The sequence below is a fragment of the Mesorhizobium sp. WSM4814 genome, from assembly GCF_055811595.1.
This window is the reverse complement of the sequence record NZ_JBVVQT010000010.1, coordinates 31343-47179: the sequence shown is the minus strand read 5'-3', so window position 1 is coordinate 47179 and position 15837 is coordinate 31343. Positions and strand designations below refer to the sequence as shown.

The window sequence follows — 15837 nt, the reverse complement described above, 5'->3', positions numbered from 1 at the left end:
AAGCCGCGCTCGCGCCAACCACGGTTGCCGCGTCGGCGCGGTGGCCTTATTGATGGCCAATCCGCTGCAGACGGGATTGGCATGAACGGCACTTCCAAAAAATCTCTTTCCGAAAGGGCCGCCGTCAAAGCCGCGCCGATCAGCGAAGCGGCGGCCGGCGCCATATTGACCGTCGATCTCAGCGCCATCCGCGAAAATTACCGGCGGCTCAAGGCGCGGTTGGGCGGTGTCGGCTGCGCCGGTGTCGTCAAGGCCGACGGCTACGGGCTCGGCGGGCCGCAGGTGGCCGCGGCGCTGGCGGCCGAAGGCTGCGCTGTTTTTTTTGTCGCGCATTTGGCCGAGGGTGCCTTGCTGCGCCAGGCGCTCGGCGCACGGGCGGCGATCTATGTGCTGAACGGCATTCAGCCGGGCGCCGAAAGCGAAGCCGTCGCAGCGGAGCTGGGCGTGGTCATCAACAGCGCCGGCCAGCTCGCCGCCTGGCGCGTGGCGGCGCAGCGGGCCGGCCGCAAGCTCAGGGCTGCAATCCAGGTCGACAGCGGCATGTCGCGGCTCGGCATGGCGGCAGCCGAGGTGGAGGCCGTCGCTACCGACCCGCAAGCTTTCGACGGTATCGACGTCATCTTCGTGATGAGCCATCTCGCGCGCGCCGACGAGCCCGGACATCCGGCCAACGAGCAGCAGCGGCTGGAATTCGAGCGGCTGCGAAGGATGCTGCCAAAGGCGCCGGCCTCGCTCGCAAATTCCTCCGGCATCTTTCTTGGGCAGTCCTTTCACTACGACCTTGCCCGGCCCGGTGCGGCGCTCTACGGCATCAATCCGACGCCAGCGCAGGAAAATCCGATGCTGCCGGTGGTGCGGCTTCAAGCAAAAATCATCCAGACGCGCAGCCTCGAGAGGGGAGCCGGCGTCGGCTATGGCCATATTTTTCACGTCACCGATTCGCTGATCGCCGCAACGATCTCGCTTGGCTATGCCGACGGCTGGCATCGACGTGCGGCCTCGGCCGCCTGGTTCGAAAATGTGCGCTTGCCGTTCCTGGGCCGTGTGTCGATGGATTCGATCGTCCTCGACATTTCGGCCCTGCCGCCCGGCAGGCTGAAGGCGGGCGACCTCGTCGAACTGATCGGTCCGTCGCAGACGGTCGACCAGGCGGCCGGCCATGCCGGCACCATCGGCTATGAAATCCTGACCAGCCTCGGACACCGCTTTCACCGGCGCTATGTGAATGGATAGCGCGCGGGCTTTTTTTTAGGCATGTGTCGTCGTCCCAAAACCTCCTGCCTACTTTTGGGCGACATGCTTGGGCACTTGGCGGACGCGGTAAAATCCGGCAGACAGAAAGCCACGATGCGCCCGCTGACAAGACATCGTTCTGGAGAGCTATGCGATGAAGATCTTCGTGCTGGGCGGCGGCGTCATCGGGGTCACCACTGCTTATTACCTGGCCGAGGCCGGCCATGAAGTGACGGTGATCGACCGCCAGAAGGGCCCGGCGCTGGAAACCAGCTTTGCCAATGCCGGCGAGATCTCGCCAGGCTACGCCTCGCCCTGGGCCGGTCCCGGCGTCCCGCTGAAGGCGATCAAATGGCTGCTGATGAAGCATGGGCCTCTGGTGGTGCGGCCGACTCTCGATCCACGTATGTGGGTATGGCTGGTCAGGATGCTGCGCAACTGCACGGCCGAGCGCTATGCAGTCAACAAGGCGCGCATGGTGCCTTTGGCCGAATACAGCCGCGACACGCTGAAAGCGCTGCGCGAGGCGACGGGCATCGCCTATGACGAGCGCAGCAAGGGAACGCTGCAGCTTTTTCGCACGCAACAGCAGCTCGACGGCACAGCCGGCGATGTCGAGGTGCTGAAGACATATGGCGTTCCCTACGAGATCCTTGATCCCGACGGCTGCATCGCGGCCGAGCCGGGCTTGGCAGGGATCCGTGAAAAGTTCGTCGGCGGCCTGCGGCTGCCGGGCGACGAGACCGGTGACTGCAAGATGTTCACTGACCGTCTGGCCGAGCTCTGCGCAGCGCGCGGCGTCACCTTCGAATACGACACGTCGATCAGGCGCATCGTGCGCAAGCGCAACCAGATCGCCAACATCAATACGAGCAAGGGATGGAAGGCCGCCGACGCCTATGTGATGGCGATGGGCAGCTATTCGGCCAAATTCATGCGCTATCTGAAACGACCTATCCCGGTCTATCCGGTCAAGGGTTATTCTATCACCGTGCCGATCAAGGATGCTGCCGCAGCACCGGTGTCGACGGTGATGGACGAGACCTACAAGGTGGCGATCACCAGGCTCGGCGATCGCATCCGGGTCGGTGGCACCGCGGAGATTTCCGGCTTCGACCTGACGCTGCATGAATCGCGGCGGCGCACGCTCGAACATTCGCTCGGCGACCTTTTTCCAGGCAGCGGCGACATACGGTCGGCGACCTTCTGGTGCGGGTTGCGGCCGATGACGCCGGACGGGCCGCCGCTGATCGGCCGCACCGAGTTTTCCAACCTCTATCTCAACACCGGCCACGGCACGCTCGGCTGGACCATGGCCTGCGGCTCGGCCAAGGTCCTGGCCGACATCATTTCCAGCCGGGTGCCGGACATCGATGTCCGCGATCTCGGACCGGAGCGATACCAGCGGTAGGATCGGAAGGATTCTTCACGCATTTGAGCTGAGGAACTTGCCGCGTGACTCGGCATCAGGCTCCAGCACACCTCGCCGCGTCAGAGAAAATATCGTCAGACGAACAGGCTTCGCTCCCGTTCCACCGCCCTGGAGATGAAGCTCGCGACGATCTGGACGCGGCGCAGCGGCCTGACCGATTCGTGATAGACCAGCCAGTAGGCGCGGCGGATGGGCGCGACGATGTCGACGGCCACCAGTTCCGGCATCGAGTGGGCGACGAAGGTGTGCAGGATGCCGATGCCGGCACCGGAGCGCACCGCTTCGGCCTGGCCGAGCGCCGAGGAGATGGCGAAGCTCGTGCGCCAGTCGGCGCTGAACTCGGCCGCATAGTCGAGCGAGGGGCTGACGATGAGGTCCGGCACATAGCCGATCAGCGTGTGCCGGCCGAGCTCGGCCGGCGTCTGCGGCAGGCCATGCGCGTCGGCATAGGCGCGGGACGCGAACAGGCCGAGCGTGTAATCGACCAGCTTTCCCGCCACCAGCCTGCCTTCCGTCGGTCGCTCCACGGTGATGGCGATGTCGGCTTCGCGCCTGGACAACGAGAAGGAACGCGGCACCGGCACCAGCTGGATGGTGAGTTCACGGTGAAGCGTCGTCAGCGCGCCGAGGCGTTTGGCCAGGAAGGCGACGCCGAAACCATCAGGCGCGCCGATGCGCACGGTGCCGGAGACGTCGTCACCTTCGCCCGCGACGGTCGCGCGGGCGGCAATCATGTCGCCTTCCATGCGCTCGGCGATGTCGAGGAAACGCTCGCCCGCCGGCGTCAGCTCGCTGCCGGTGGTCAGCCGGCGAAAGAGTTTTGTGCGCAGCGCATCCTCGAGCGCGGCGACGCGGCGCGATACTGTGGCGTGGTTCAGCTCCAGCCGCTTGGCCGCGCCGAGGATCTGGCCGGTACGCGCCACCGCCAGAAAGATGCGGACGTCATCCCAGTTCATGAGGAGGGTCCGGATGACAATCGTCGACGTTGCGTTCCGTGGAACGGGGCGCGAAGGAACTCAATTTCTCAATCCTTGCCGCTAAGGGACCTGCATCCCTATCATTTGCGGCAATTGATGCACAGGCGTCGCTCGCACTCTATTTACCGCACAACGGTTGCGTGTTCGCTCGCGTTGCCATCGGCGGCGCAAAGGCGGACAATGCCGCATCACAAATACAGGGAGAGAGACCATGATCGACTACGGTCATTTCATCGGCGGCAAGCGTGTCGCCGGGACCAGCGGCCGCAAGCAGGACGTCATGCAGCCGATGGACGGCACGGTGCGCGGCACCGTGGCGCTGGCTTCGCAGGCGGAGCTGCGCGCAGCCGTGGAGAACGCCAAGGCGGCGCAGCCCGGCTGGGCGGCGACCAATCCGCAGCGGCGCGTGCGCGTCCTGATGAAATTCCTCGAACTGGTCGCCCGGGAATACGATGCGCTGGCCGACATTCTGGCGCGCGAGCACGGCAAGACCATCGCTGACGCCAAGGGCGACATCCAGCGCGGCCTGGAAGTGGTCGAGGTCTGCATCGGCGCGCCGCACATGATGAAGGGCGAGTTCACCGACGGCGCCGGCCCCGGTATCGACGTCTATTCGATGCGCCAGCCGCTCGGGGTCGTTGCCGGCATCACGCCGTTCAATTTTCCGGCGATGATCCCGTTGTGGAAGATCGCGCCTGCTATCGCTTGCGGCAACGCCTTCATCCTGAAGCCTTCGGAGCGCGACCCGGGCGTGCCGATGCGCATCGCCGAGCTGTTCATCGAGGCCGGCCTGCCAGCGGGCATTCTCAACGTCGTCAACGGCGACAAGGAGGCGGTCGACGCCATCCTCGATGATCCCGATATCAAGGCCATCGGCTTCGTCGGCTCGACGCCGATCGCCCAGTACATCTATTCGCGCGGCTGCGCGGCCGGCAAGCGCGTGCAGTGCTTCGGCGGCGCCAAGAACCACATGATCATCATGCCCGACGCCGACATGGACCAGACCGTCGACGCGCTGATCGGCGCCGGCTACGGCTCTGCCGGCGAGCGCTGCATGGCGATCTCGGTGGCTGTCCCGGTCGGCAACGATACCGCCAATCGGCTGATGGAAAAGCTGGTGCCGCGCGTCGAAAGCCTGAAGGTCGGCCCTTCGACGGATTCGTCCGCCGATTTCGGCCCGCTGGTGACGGCGCAGGCGCTGGAACGGGTCAAGGGCTATGTCGACATCGGCGTCAGGGAAGGCGCCAAGCTGGTCGTCGACGGGCGCGGCTTTTCCATGCAGGGCTATGAGAACGGCTACTATATGGGCGGCTGCCTGTTCGACAACGTGACCGCCGATATGCGCATCTACAAGGAAGAGATTTTTGGGCCGGTGCTCTCGGTAATGCGTGCGCCGACCTACGAGAACGCAATCAAGCTCGCCAACGATCACGAAATGGGCAACGGCGTCGCCATCTTCACCCGCGACGGCGATGCCGCCCGCGATTTCGCCTCGAGGGTCCAGGTCGGCATGGTCGGTATCAACGTGCCGATCCCGGTGCCGATCGCCTACTATACGTTCGGCGGCTGGAAAGCGTCTTCCTTCGGTGACCTCAACCAGCACGGACCGGACGCATTCCGGTTCTACACCAAGACCAAGACGGTGACTTCGCGCTGGCCGTCCGGCGTGAAGGACGGCGCCGAATTCGTCATCCCGACGATGAATTAGCCGGACGGTTGCTTGTCCTGTGCGTCCTCGCCTTCGGCTGCGGGCGCGCGGGCAGGCGTGAAGGACGACGCCGAATTCGACATCCCGACGATGAATTAGCCGGACGGTTGCTTGTCCTGCGCGTCCTCGCCTTCGGCTGCGGGCGCGCGGGCAGGCGTGAAGGACGGGGCCGAGTTCGTCATCCCGACGATGAATTAGCCAGTCGACAAACAGCTCCAGATTTAATGATTGAAGACGAAGAAGGCCCGGCCAGAAACCGGGCCTTTTTGCTGACCGGTCGCGGCGGCGTGTATGCCTGAACGCTAATGTGATGGAACCAGGCGGACAGCAGAAGCCTTAACTTGCAATCCTGCCGCAAAGGAGACGCGGCAGATCGACCAACGGCGCTGGCGACAGCTTCGGGGGCTACGGCCGGCGCAAGGAGGTGTGAGATGACACGTCTCATGGTGTCGCTACTTGGCGCCGCGGCTGCCGCGTTTTCCGCGGCCCCGGCAACAGCGGCCGAACAATGCGCGCTACGAGCCGACATGATCAAGGCGCTCGGCGAGAAGTTCCGGGAAAATCCAACCGCGATCGGCGTCGTCAATCCGAATGTGATTGTTGAAGTCTTCGTTTCCGATCAGGGCACCTGGACCATCCTCGCCAGCGACACACGCGGTCAAAGCTGCGTGGTTTCGGTGGGTGAAGGCTGGGAGAGCGCGGTGAAGACAGCGGCGCTGCCAGGGACCTGAGCCGCCTAGCGGGTGGCAGCCGCCTTAGCATAGCCGCGCAGGCCGCGGTTCTCGGTGACGACCATGAAACGGATCCACAGGCGCCCCAGCGGGCGCCTGCTTGCGCTTTTTTGTTGCCGACACCATATGGAACATAGTGGGAACATTTGGAATCGTCCCGCTGATGACAGACCGGAACACGGAAAGGAACGACGCGATGGTGATGACGTCGGGACCGGCCTGGATCGTTCCGGCAAAATGAGGGCTCTTCCTTTGCCGGACGTGATGGCAAAGGAGATGCCCTATGGCGCGCAAATCGCTGTTGGTTGGATTGAAAACCCTGATTCTTGCTGGCGCATTGGCGGTGGGTACGAACGCCGCAAGCGCCCAATATCACTACTGCGTTGAACATCGCGATCTCGTCGCCCACCTGAGCGAGCAGTTCCAGGAAAGACAGTTTGCTTTCGGGCTGATCGGTCAGATGGCGATTATGGAAGTCTATGTCGCCGACAGCGGAAGCTGGACGATCATCGTCACCGACGTCGCCGGCAGAAGCTGCATCGTCGCGGCCGGCGAACATTGGGAAAACGTGGTGATCCCGACCGACCAGGACGCATGACGAATTGAGCGATGCTCAGCGCCTGTGGGCGGAACTCAAAGAGCCTGCCGAAGCTTGCTGCCGAACTCTAGCGCGTAGCGGCCGCCGCGGCATGGCCGCGCAGCAGCGCCATCAGGCGCTTGGCATCCTTGGCGGCGGCGTCTTCGTCGCCGTCGAGGATCGAGCGGATCAGGGCGACGTGGTGCTCGGCCGATTCGGCAAGCCCGGTATCGGCCTTGTAGCGGAACCAGAAGCGGCGGCTGTGGGTCTGCAAGGGAGCCGCCAGCCGCGCGGCGAAGGGGTTGTCGGCCGCCAGCGCCAGCGCCTCGTCGAGCGCCTTGTCGGCCTGAATGAAGGCCAGCACATTGCCCGATATCACCGCCCTCTGCATGGCCAGTGCCGCGTCGTGAAACAGGTCGGCGGCCTCGCGGGTGACGAAGCGGGCGGCCGAGCGGGCAAGAACCACCTCGACGCCACGTCGTGCATCGAGAACGCGCAACCAGTCGCCGGGATGCAGCGGGGCAATGGCGATGCCGGCACGCGGCCGGACATCCAGCAGTCCCTCCCACGCCAGCCGCTGGATCGCCTCGCGCACCGGCGTGCGGCCGAGCCCCAGCCTGTCGATCAGCGCGCCTTCGGTGATGAAGCTTGCTGGCGCCAGTTCGAGCGTCACGATCATGTGCTCGAGCACGCGGTAGGCTTTCGCCGCCACGGGCTCGAATGCCGGGCTTGTTTCATTGAATATCAAAGGCGGGCTCCTGATATATTTTTGGTATATCATAGCGAAATCCGTGTTGACAGTCCGTTTCTTAATAAATATACGACTGATATATCAGATGGAGCGACCGCTATGTGGACCGGAGTTTTCCCCGCCGTCACGACCAAATTCACTGAGGACGACAGCCTCGACCACGCCGAGATGGAGCGCTGCTTTGCGCTGCAGATGGAGGCCGGCTGCGACGGCATCATTGTCTGCGGCTCGCTCGGCGAGGGGCCGATGCTCTCGCATGACGAGAAGATCGACGTGCTGAAGACCGCGCAGAAGATCGCCGGCAACAAGCCGGTTCTGCTGACTGTCAACGAAGCCGGCACCCGCGAGGCGGTGGCGATCGCGCGCCGCGCCGCCAGAGAGGGCGCAAACGGGCTGATGGTGGTGCCGAGCCCGATCTACCACACCAATGCGGAGGAGACGGTCGCCGCGTTGCGCGCCGTCGCCGAGGCCGGCGACCTGCCGGTGATGATCTATTCCAACCGGCTTGCCTATCGCGTCGACGTCACCGTCGATCAGATGGAGGAACTGGCGAAGGACAAGCGCTTCGTCGCCATCAAGGAATCCTCCGACGACATCCGCCGTTCGACCGAAATCATCAACCGCTTCGGCGACCGCTACGATTTGTTCACCGGCGTCGACAATCTGGCGTTCGAGGCGCTGTCGGTCGGCGCCATCGGCTGGGTGGCCGGGCTGGTCACCGCGTTTCCGCGCGAGACGGTCGCGATCTACCAGTTGATGAAGCAGGGCCGCCGCGAGGAGGCGCTGACAATCTACCGCTGGTTCCGGCCGCTGCTCGACCTCGACGTGTCGACCTATCTGGTGCAGAACATCAAGCTCGCCGAAGTCCTGGCGGTGAACACCAACGACCGCGTGCGCATGCCGCGCCAGCCGCTGTCGGGCGAGCGCCGCAAGATGGTCGAGAAGATCGTCCGGGATGCGCTGGCGGCGCGGCCGGAGCTGCCGAGGTTTTGAGGAAGGTTTTATGCCGTCTCGGATCCGTCTCAAACGCGTCGAAAGCGATGGAGATTGGGCGGCATATCACCGTATTCGTAAGCGGGTTCTTTGGGAGAACCGGGGCTTGGATGGATATGACGAACAGCATCCCGACGACCGTCTTACGAGCAATCACCCACTGCTCCTCATGCACGATGGCAAGCCGGTAGGCACTGCCAGACTAGACGTTGCTGGTCCGCGCCTCGGCGTTGTCAGGCTTGTTGCCATCGAACCGAATCTGCAGCGGCGTGGCCTAGGCCGGATTCTCATGCAGGAAGTCGAGAGCTATGCCCGCCATGTTGGTTTGGAGCGGCTTGAAGTCAATGCCGCTAAGGAGGCAGAGGGGTTCTATCAAAGCCTCGGCTGGGTGGCCGTTCGGTCCGACGGAAAAACCCATTGATGACAAAGTCCCTCAGTCCTGGAGAAATCCAATAGTGGCGGCGCCAAACCAGACGGTCGACATCGCCATTATCGGCGGCGGCATCATCGGCATCTGTGTCGCCGCCTATCTGGCCGAGGCGGGGCGAAACGTCACGATCTTCGATCGGACGGGGATCTGCGAGGAAACGAGTTCCGGCAATGCCGCCGCCCTGGCGTTTTCCGATGTGCTGCCGCTGGCCCACAAGGGCATGATCAGGCATCTGCCGAAATGGCTTGCCGATCCGCTCGGCCCGCTCAGCATCCCGCCCACCTACCTGCCGAAGTTGCTGCCCTGGCTTATTCGCTTCTGGCGCGCCGGACGAAGCGACCGCTACGCGGCCAGCCTCGCGGCGCAGACCGGGATGATGCGGCTCGCCGGGGCCGAATGGGCCGGGCTGATGGCGCGCTCAGGCACCGAAAATATGCTGCGCGAGGACGGCTCGCTCGAACTTTACGAGAGCGAGGCCGAATACAAGGCGTCGCTGCCCGGCTGGGCGGCGAGGCAACGCTTCGGCATCGGCTTCAGCCAAGTCGAGGGCGATGCGCTCGCCGCCTTGCAGCCGGGCCTGTCGCCGCGGTTCGTCAAGGGCACTTTCGTGCCGGGATGGAAGACCGTTACGGATCCGAAATTATTGGGCAAAGCGATCTGGGCCTATGCCGAAACCAAGGGCGCGCGTTTCGAAAAGGCTCGGATCGACCACGTCGGGGCGGGACAGGACGGCGCGACATTGACGCTCGCCGACGGCACGGTGCGGCAGGCAAGATGCCTCGTCATCGCCGCCGGCGCCTGGTCGCATCTCCTGGCGAAACATATCGGCGACCGCATCCCGCTCGAGACCGAGCGCGGCTACAACACGACGCTGCCGAAGACCGCCTTCGACGTGAAGCGGCAACTGATCTTCTCCGGCCACGGCTTCGTCGTCACGCCGCTTGAAACCGGCGTGCGCGTCGGCGGCGCGGTCGAGCTCGGCGGCATTGAGCGGCCGCCCAACTACGCCCGCTCGAAAGCGCTGCTCGACAAGGCACAGAAATTCCTGCCGGGGCTTGACCCGGCCGGCGGCCGTGAATGGATGGGATTGCGGCCATCGCTGCCGGATTCGCTGCCGGTGATCGGTGGCGCCAGGCGGGCCGGCACGATAGTCTATGCCTTCGGCCACGGCCATCTCGGCCTCACCCAGGCGGCTGCCACCGGACGCCTGGTTCGCGATCTCATTCTCGGCCAAAATCCGGTGTTTGATCTGTCTCCGTTTTCTCCGAACCGCTTCTGACGGGATCTAGAAATGGCGCGCCACTCCTTCTTCTGCATCGACGGTCACACCTGCGGCAATCCGGTGCGGCTGGTCGCCGGGGGCGGACCGCTGCTCAACGGCGCGACGATGATGGAGCGGCGCGCGCATTTCCTGGCCGAATATGACTGGATCCGAACAGGGCTGATGTTCGAGCCGCGCGGCCATGACGTGATGTCCGGCTCGATCCTCTATCCGCCGACGCGGCCCGATTGCGATATCGCCATCCTGTTCATCGAAACCTCGGGCTGCCTGCCAATGTGCGGTCACGGCACCATCGGCACGGTGACGATGGCCATCGAGCACGGGCTGGTCAAGCCGAAGACACCGGGCTCGCTCAGGCTGGACACGCCGGCCGGCCTGGTCACCGCCGAGTACCGGCAGGTCGGCGAATATGTCGAGGAGGTGCGCATCACCAACGTGCCGTCCTTCCTCCATGCCGAGGGTCTGACTGTCGAATGTCCGCAGCTCGGCGAGATCAGCGTCGATGTCGCCTATGGCGGCAATTTCTACGCCATCGTCGAGCCGCAGAAGACCTATCGCGACATGGCCGACCACTCTGCCGGCGACCTCATCGCCTGGAGCCCGATGGTGCGGCAGCGGCTCAACGAAAAATACGCCTTCGTGCATCCCGAGAATCCCGGCATCGGCCGGCTGTCGCACATACTGTGGACGGGTGCGCCGACCGACAGCCAGGCGGATGCGCGCAACGCCGTCTTCTACGGTGACAAGGCGATCGACCGCTCGCCTTGCGGCACCGGCACCTCGGCGCGGATGGCGCAGCTTCACGCCAAGGGCAAGCTTGGGACCGGCGACGAATTCGTCCACGAATCGATCATCGGCTCGCTGTTCAAGGGCAGGGTCGAGAAGGAAGTCACGGTGGCGGGCAAGCCGGCGATCATCCCCTCGATCGGCGGCTGGGCGCGCATGACCGGATTGAACACGATCTTCATCGACGATCGCGATCCGTTCGCGCACGGATTCGTCGTCAAATAGAGAGAATCCTGACGCAGGGGAATCGAACAGAATGCAAGGATCGATTGCCCAGACGGCGCAACGATCCCGCTCATCAACTTATTTTTACGGCGATTCCTTCGAAGCATCGTGCATTTTGACGACGAATCGCCAAAGACATTGCGTTAGGCCAATGATAGGGTCGGCGATAGTCCAGAGGCCGGGAAGGGAAGAACGGGCAATCCGATTGCGTGCTTCAAAATCACGCATGCCGACTAAAGAATGACGTTGCAATCCGGGCTCGAAACTTTACGACTAGGGGAAATACGAAAAGGAATGCGTCTGCATGGGCGACATTCCAGGGGAGCCACGACAGCATGCAGTATTTTGTCCAGCAGCTTATCAACGGGCTGACGCTGGGATCGATCTATGGACTGATCGCGATCGGCTACACGATGGTCTACGGCATCATCGGCATGATCAATTTCGCCCATGGCGACATCTTCATGGTCGGCGCCTTCGCCGCCCTCATCGTTTTCCTCATCCTCGGCGCGATGTTCTATTCGGTGCCGGTGGTGATCGCGCTGCTGGTCATGATGATCGTCGCGATGCTGTTGACCAGCCTGTACAACTGGACGATCGAAAAGGTGGCCTACCGGCCGTTGCGCGGGTCGTTCCGGCTGGCGCCGCTGATCACCGCGATCGGCATGTCGATCGCGCTGTCAAACTTCGTCCAGGTGACGCAGGGGCCGCGCAATAAGCCGATCCCGCCGATGGTGTCCAAGGTCTATAATATCGAGGGCGTCAGCGTGTCGCTGAAGCAAATCGTCATCGTCATCGTCACCGCGCTGCTGCTGGCGCTGTTCTGGTACCTGGTCAACAAGACCTCGCTGGGTCGAGCCCAAAGGGCTTGCGAGCAGGATCGCAAGATGGCGGCGTTGCTCGGCATCGACGTCGACCGCACCATCTCGATCACCTTCGTCATGGGTGCGGCCCTTGCCGCCGTCGCCGGCACGCTGTTCCTGATGTATTATGGCGTCATCGCCTTCTCCGACGGTTTCACGCCCGGCGTGAAGGCGTTCACCGCGGCCGTGCTCGGCGGCATCGGCTCGTTGCCCGGCGCCGTGCTCGGCGGGCTTATGATCGGCTTCATCGAAAGCATGTGGTCGGCTTATTTCTCGATCGACTACAAGGACGTCGCGGCCTTCTCCATCCTGGCGATCGTGCTGATCTTCCTGCCTTCCGGCATTCTCGGCCGGCCAGAAGTCGAAAAGGTCTGAGTTCATGGCGGTCACCACGTCTCCGGAGCGCGACATCGTCGCCACTCCCATGCAGCGCGCTACCCGCGAAGCGCTTTATGCCGGCGCCATCGCGCTCGGCCTGTTCGTGCTGTTCATCGGCCTGAGGACCGATCAGAACATCTCCAACGAGCTGATCCTTGTACAGCGCTGGTGGCTTCTTGCAGTCGTGGTCGTGCTGACCATGGCTGGCCGTTTTCTCTATGTCGCCTACGGACAGCCTTTCCTGGCAAATCAGAAGATCGTCGACGTCGCCACCGGCCTGCTACCGCAGAGCATGGCGGCGCGGTTCTTCCGCTTGCCGTATTTCATCGCTGCCATCGTCACAGTGGCCGTGCTGGTTTTCCTTGCCGGCTCCCTTGACGGATTGCTGGGCCCCGGCCTGGCCGGTTATGCACGGTTCCTGAGAGCGCTGGCGACCATCTACGCCCTCGCCTCGGTGATGTTTTATTTCCGAACCTTCATCCATGCCCATTTCTCGGCATTGGGCATAACCGCACTGGCGCTCTACCCAATCATCGTTGTGCTGGTGCTTGCTGTGTATGGAGGATCGGTGGCCGCCGGGTTCCAGGGTTCTCTGAAATGGGTCGACAATTACGGCATTCAGATCCTGATCTATGTCATGCTGGCCTGGGGGCTGAACATCGTCGTTGGCCTCGCCGGCCTGCTCGACCTTGGTTATGTCGCCTTCTATGCCGTCGGCGCCTATGCCTATGCGCTGCTCGGCACGCAATACGGCCTGTCGTTCTGGATCCTGCTGCCTGCCGCCGGCGCCATGGCCGCCTTCTGGGGGGTGCTGCTCGGCTTTCCGGTGCTGCGCCTGCGCGGCGACTATCTGGCGATCGTGACGCTGGCCTTCGGCGAGATCATCCGTCTCGTGCTGATCAATTGGCGTGAGGTTACCAACGGCTCGGCCGGTATCTCCGGCATTCCCAAGGTCACGTTTTTCGGACTGATGTCGTTCAACGTCTCGGATCCGAACTACATCGCCAAGGTCTTGGACATCGCCACGTCGAGCGCCTATTACAAAATCTTCCTCTACTACCTGATCCTCGGGCTCTGCCTGCTCACCGCCTTCGTCACCATAAGGCTCAGGCGCATGCCCGTCGGCCGCGCCTGGGAAGCGCTGCGCGAGGACGAGATCGCCTGCCGCTCGCTCGGCATCAACACCACCACCACCAAGCTCACCGCCTTTGCCACCGGCGCCATGTTCGGCGGCTTCGCCGGCTCGTTCTTCGCCGCGCGGCAAGGTTTCGTCAGCCCCGAATCCTTCATCTTCCTGGAATCGGCCATCATCCTCGCCATCGTCGTGCTCGGCGGGATGGGTTCGCTGGTTGGCATCGCCGTCGCCGCCATGGTGATGATCGGTGGCACCGAGGTGCTGCGCGAACTCGATTTCCTGAAGCAGGTCTTCGGTCCCGACTTCACGCCGGAACTCTACCGCATGCTGCTGTTCGGCATGGCCATGGTCATCGTCATGCTGTGGAAGCCGCGCGGCTTCGTCGGCAGTCGTGAACCGACAGCCTTTCTCAAGGAGAGCAGGGCTGTATCCGGCTCCTTCACCAAGGAGGGCCACGGCTGATGAGCGATGCGAGCCCATCCGTGAACGATGCCATCCTGCAGGTCGAACATCTGTCGATGAAGTTCGGCGGTCTGGTCGCCATCGGCGACCTGTCCTTCCAGGCCAGGCGCGGCGAGATCACCGCGCTGATCGGGCCGAACGGCGCCGGCAAGACCACCGTGTTCAACTGCATCACCGGCTTCTACAAGCCGTCTGAGGGCATGCTCACACTCAACCGGCGCGACGGCTCGAGCTATCTGCTCGAACGGCTGCCGAACCATGAGATTCCGGCGCGAGCCAAGGTGGCGCGCACCTTCCAGAATATCCGCCTGTTTTCCGGCATGACGCTGCTGGAGAACCTGCTGGTGGCGCAGCACAACAAGCTGATGAAGGCGTCCGGCTACACTGTCCTCGGCCTGTTTGGCTTCAGCGGCTACCGGACGGCGTCGGCCGAGTCGATCGATCTCGCCAAGCACTGGCTGGAAAAGGCCGACCTCGTCGATCGAGCCGACGATCCGGCCGGCGACTTGCCCTACGGCGCGCAGCGGCGCCTGGAGATCGCGCGGGCCATGTGCACGGGTCCGGAACTGCTCTGCCTCGACGAACCGGCGGCCGGGCTCAATCCGAAGGAATCAATGGCGCTCAACGCGCTCCTTATGGACATCAAGGACAACACCGGCACCTCCATCCTGCTGATCGAGCACGACATGGCGGTGGTCATGCAGATTTCCGACCACGTCGTGGTGCTCGAATATGGGCGCAAGATCTCGGACGGCAGTCCGCATGCGGTGCGCACCGACCCGCGTGTCATCGCCGCCTATCTCGGCGTCGAAGACGAGGATGTCGAGACGGTGCTGATCGAGGTCGGTGACGAAGACGTCATCGAGCAACTCGACACCGGCCCGGATTCGACGCACGGTCCGGGCTCGTCGTCCTCGTATTTCGCCGGACCGGTGACCGAAACGGTCGGACACCGTGAGGGCGAACGCGTCACGGTGTCGAAGGGCGCGTCGAAAGCCGGGCAGGTCGATGCAAGGTCGGGCGCGGCGGCAAAGCCCGCATCGCCGGCCGAAGCCAAACCGACGGAGGAACCTTCCGCCGCGAAATCCCCCGCGGCAAAGCCCAAGACACCGGGCGACTCCAACCGGGGCGGAGGGAATGAATGATGGCCGGCACAACGCTGCTCGACATCAAGGGCGTCCAGACCTACTACGGCAACATCAGGGCGCTGAACGGCGTCGATGTCACCGTCAAGCAGGGCGAGATCGTGGCGCTGATCGGCGCCAATGGCGCCGGCAAGTCGACGCTGATGATGACCATTTTTGGTGCACCACGGGCGCGGGCGGGCACCATCACCTTCGCCGGCACCGACATCACCCAGTTGCCGACCCATGAGATCGCGCGCATGCGCATCGCCCAGTCTCCGGAGGGCCGGCGCATCTTCCCGCGCATGACGGTGATGGAAAACCTGCAGATGGGCGCCAGCCTCGACGACCTCAAGCACTACGACGAGGACGTCGAGAAGGTGTTCACGCTGTTTCCACGCCTGAAGGAACGCATTGCCCAGCGCGGCGGCACGCTGTCGGGCGGCGAGCAGCAGATGCTTTCGATCGGACGTGCGCTGATGGCGCGGCCGAAACTGCTCTTGCTCGACGAGCCGTCGCTGGGCCTGGCGCCGCTGATCGTCAAGCAGATCTTCGACGCCATCCGAGAGTTGAACCGCACGCAGGGGCTGACCGTGTTCCTGGTCGAGCAGAACGCCTTCGGCGCGCTGAAGCTCGCCACGCGCGGCTATGTCATGGTCAACGGCAACGTGACGATGAGCGGCACCGGCAAGGAGCTGCTCGCCGATCCGGACGTGCGCGCCGCCTATCTCGAAGGCGGCCATCACTGAG

14 protein-coding genes and 1 pseudogene are annotated in these 15837 nt (G+C 63.6%); 13 read left to right on the top strand and 2 right to left on the bottom strand.

Annotated features, from left to right (window positions below; all coding sequences use genetic code 11):
• Positions 1 to 81: 81 nt before the first annotated feature.
• Together alr and AC0L2V_RS16950 are read left to right on the top strand one after the other, a co-directional pair.
• Positions 82 to 1233, top strand: a complete 1152-nt coding sequence (gene alr / locus AC0L2V_RS16955; protein ID WP_473513290.1) for an alanine racemase — start codon at positions 82 to 84, stop codon at positions 1231 to 1233.
• 154 nt (positions 1234 to 1387) lie between these two features.
• Entirely contained in the window at positions 1388 to 2644 is a 1257-nt protein-coding gene (locus tag AC0L2V_RS16950; RefSeq protein ID WP_473513292.1) for a D-amino acid dehydrogenase, read from the top strand.
• Between the two features lie 95 nt (positions 2645 to 2739).
• On the opposite strand, the gene AC0L2V_RS16945 is transcribed toward AC0L2V_RS16950, so the two are convergent.
• Positions 2740 to 3621, bottom strand: a complete 882-nt coding sequence (locus AC0L2V_RS16945) for a LysR family transcriptional regulator (RefSeq protein ID WP_473520663.1) — start codon at positions 3619 to 3621, stop codon at positions 2740 to 2742.
• A gap of 232 nt (positions 3622 to 3853) precedes the next feature.
• Here AC0L2V_RS16945 and AC0L2V_RS16940 point away from each other — a divergent pair, with 232 nt between their 5' ends.
• From AC0L2V_RS16940 to AC0L2V_RS16930, 3 genes are all read left to right on the top strand, one after another.
• A complete protein-coding gene (locus AC0L2V_RS16940; protein ID WP_473520662.1) occupies positions 3854 to 5350 on the top strand; it encodes a CoA-acylating methylmalonate-semialdehyde dehydrogenase in 1497 nt (498 codons plus the stop codon).
• 431 nt (positions 5351 to 5781) lie between these two features.
• A complete protein-coding gene (locus AC0L2V_RS16935) occupies positions 5782 to 6081 on the top strand; it encodes a hypothetical protein (protein WP_473513298.1) in 300 nt (99 codons plus the stop codon).
• Positions 6082 to 6364: 283 nt separating this feature from the next.
• A complete protein-coding gene (locus AC0L2V_RS16930; RefSeq protein ID WP_473520661.1) occupies positions 6365 to 6679 on the top strand; it encodes a hypothetical protein in 315 nt (104 codons plus the stop codon).
• A 67-nt stretch (positions 6680 to 6746) separates the two neighbouring features.
• Here AC0L2V_RS16930 and AC0L2V_RS16925 read toward each other — a convergent pair whose 3' ends face one another.
• Positions 6747 to 7439: a GntR family transcriptional regulator gene (locus AC0L2V_RS16925; RefSeq protein WP_287072218.1), complete on the bottom strand. Its 693-nt coding sequence runs from the start codon at positions 7437 to 7439 to the stop codon at positions 6747 to 6749.
• 69 nt (positions 7440 to 7508) lie between these two features.
• On the opposite strand from AC0L2V_RS16925, the gene AC0L2V_RS16920 reads away from it, so the two are divergent.
• From AC0L2V_RS16920 to AC0L2V_RS16885, 8 genes and pseudogenes are all read left to right on the top strand, one after another.
• Positions 7509 to 8402 carry a dihydrodipicolinate synthase family protein gene (locus tag AC0L2V_RS16920; RefSeq protein WP_473513303.1) on the top strand — a complete coding sequence of 298 codons (894 nt, stop codon included), beginning with the start codon at positions 7509 to 7511 and terminating at the stop codon, positions 8400 to 8402.
• A gap of 106 nt (positions 8403 to 8508) precedes the next feature.
• Positions 8509 to 8823, top strand: coding sequence for a GNAT family N-acetyltransferase (locus AC0L2V_RS16915; protein WP_473520660.1), 315 nt, complete (start codon positions 8509 to 8511; stop codon positions 8821 to 8823).
• Between the two features lie 34 nt (positions 8824 to 8857).
• Positions 8858 to 10111 (top strand): NAD(P)/FAD-dependent oxidoreductase, encoded by a 1254-nt coding sequence (locus tag AC0L2V_RS16910; protein WP_473513307.1) that lies wholly within the window; start codon positions 8858 to 8860, stop codon positions 10109 to 10111.
• A gap of 12 nt (positions 10112 to 10123) precedes the next feature.
• The gene (locus AC0L2V_RS16905; protein WP_473520659.1) at positions 10124 to 11125 is read left to right on the top strand and encodes a 4-hydroxyproline epimerase; all 1002 of its coding nucleotides are present in this window, start codon (positions 10124 to 10126) and stop codon (positions 11123 to 11125) included.
• A gap of 335 nt (positions 11126 to 11460) precedes the next feature.
• The gene (locus AC0L2V_RS16900) at positions 11461 to 12363 is read left to right on the top strand and encodes a branched-chain amino acid ABC transporter permease (RefSeq protein ID WP_023800038.1); all 903 of its coding nucleotides are present in this window, start codon (positions 11461 to 11463) and stop codon (positions 12361 to 12363) included.
• A 106-nt stretch (positions 12364 to 12469) separates the two neighbouring features.
• Positions 12470 to 13963: pseudogene (livM, locus tag AC0L2V_RS16895) on the top strand (high-affinity branched-chain amino acid ABC transporter permease LivM); the annotation flags it as partial.
• Positions 13963 to 15108, top strand: coding sequence for an ABC transporter ATP-binding protein (locus AC0L2V_RS16890; protein ID WP_473520658.1), 1146 nt, complete (start codon positions 13963 to 13965; stop codon positions 15106 to 15108). The pseudogene livM and the gene AC0L2V_RS16890, both read left to right, overlap by 1 nt.
• The gene (locus AC0L2V_RS16885; RefSeq protein ID WP_027152864.1) at positions 15108 to 15836 is read left to right on the top strand and encodes an ABC transporter ATP-binding protein; all 729 of its coding nucleotides are present in this window, start codon (positions 15108 to 15110) and stop codon (positions 15834 to 15836) included. Before AC0L2V_RS16890 ends, AC0L2V_RS16885 begins: the two co-directional genes overlap by 1 nt.
• Position 15837 lies beyond the last annotated feature (1 nt).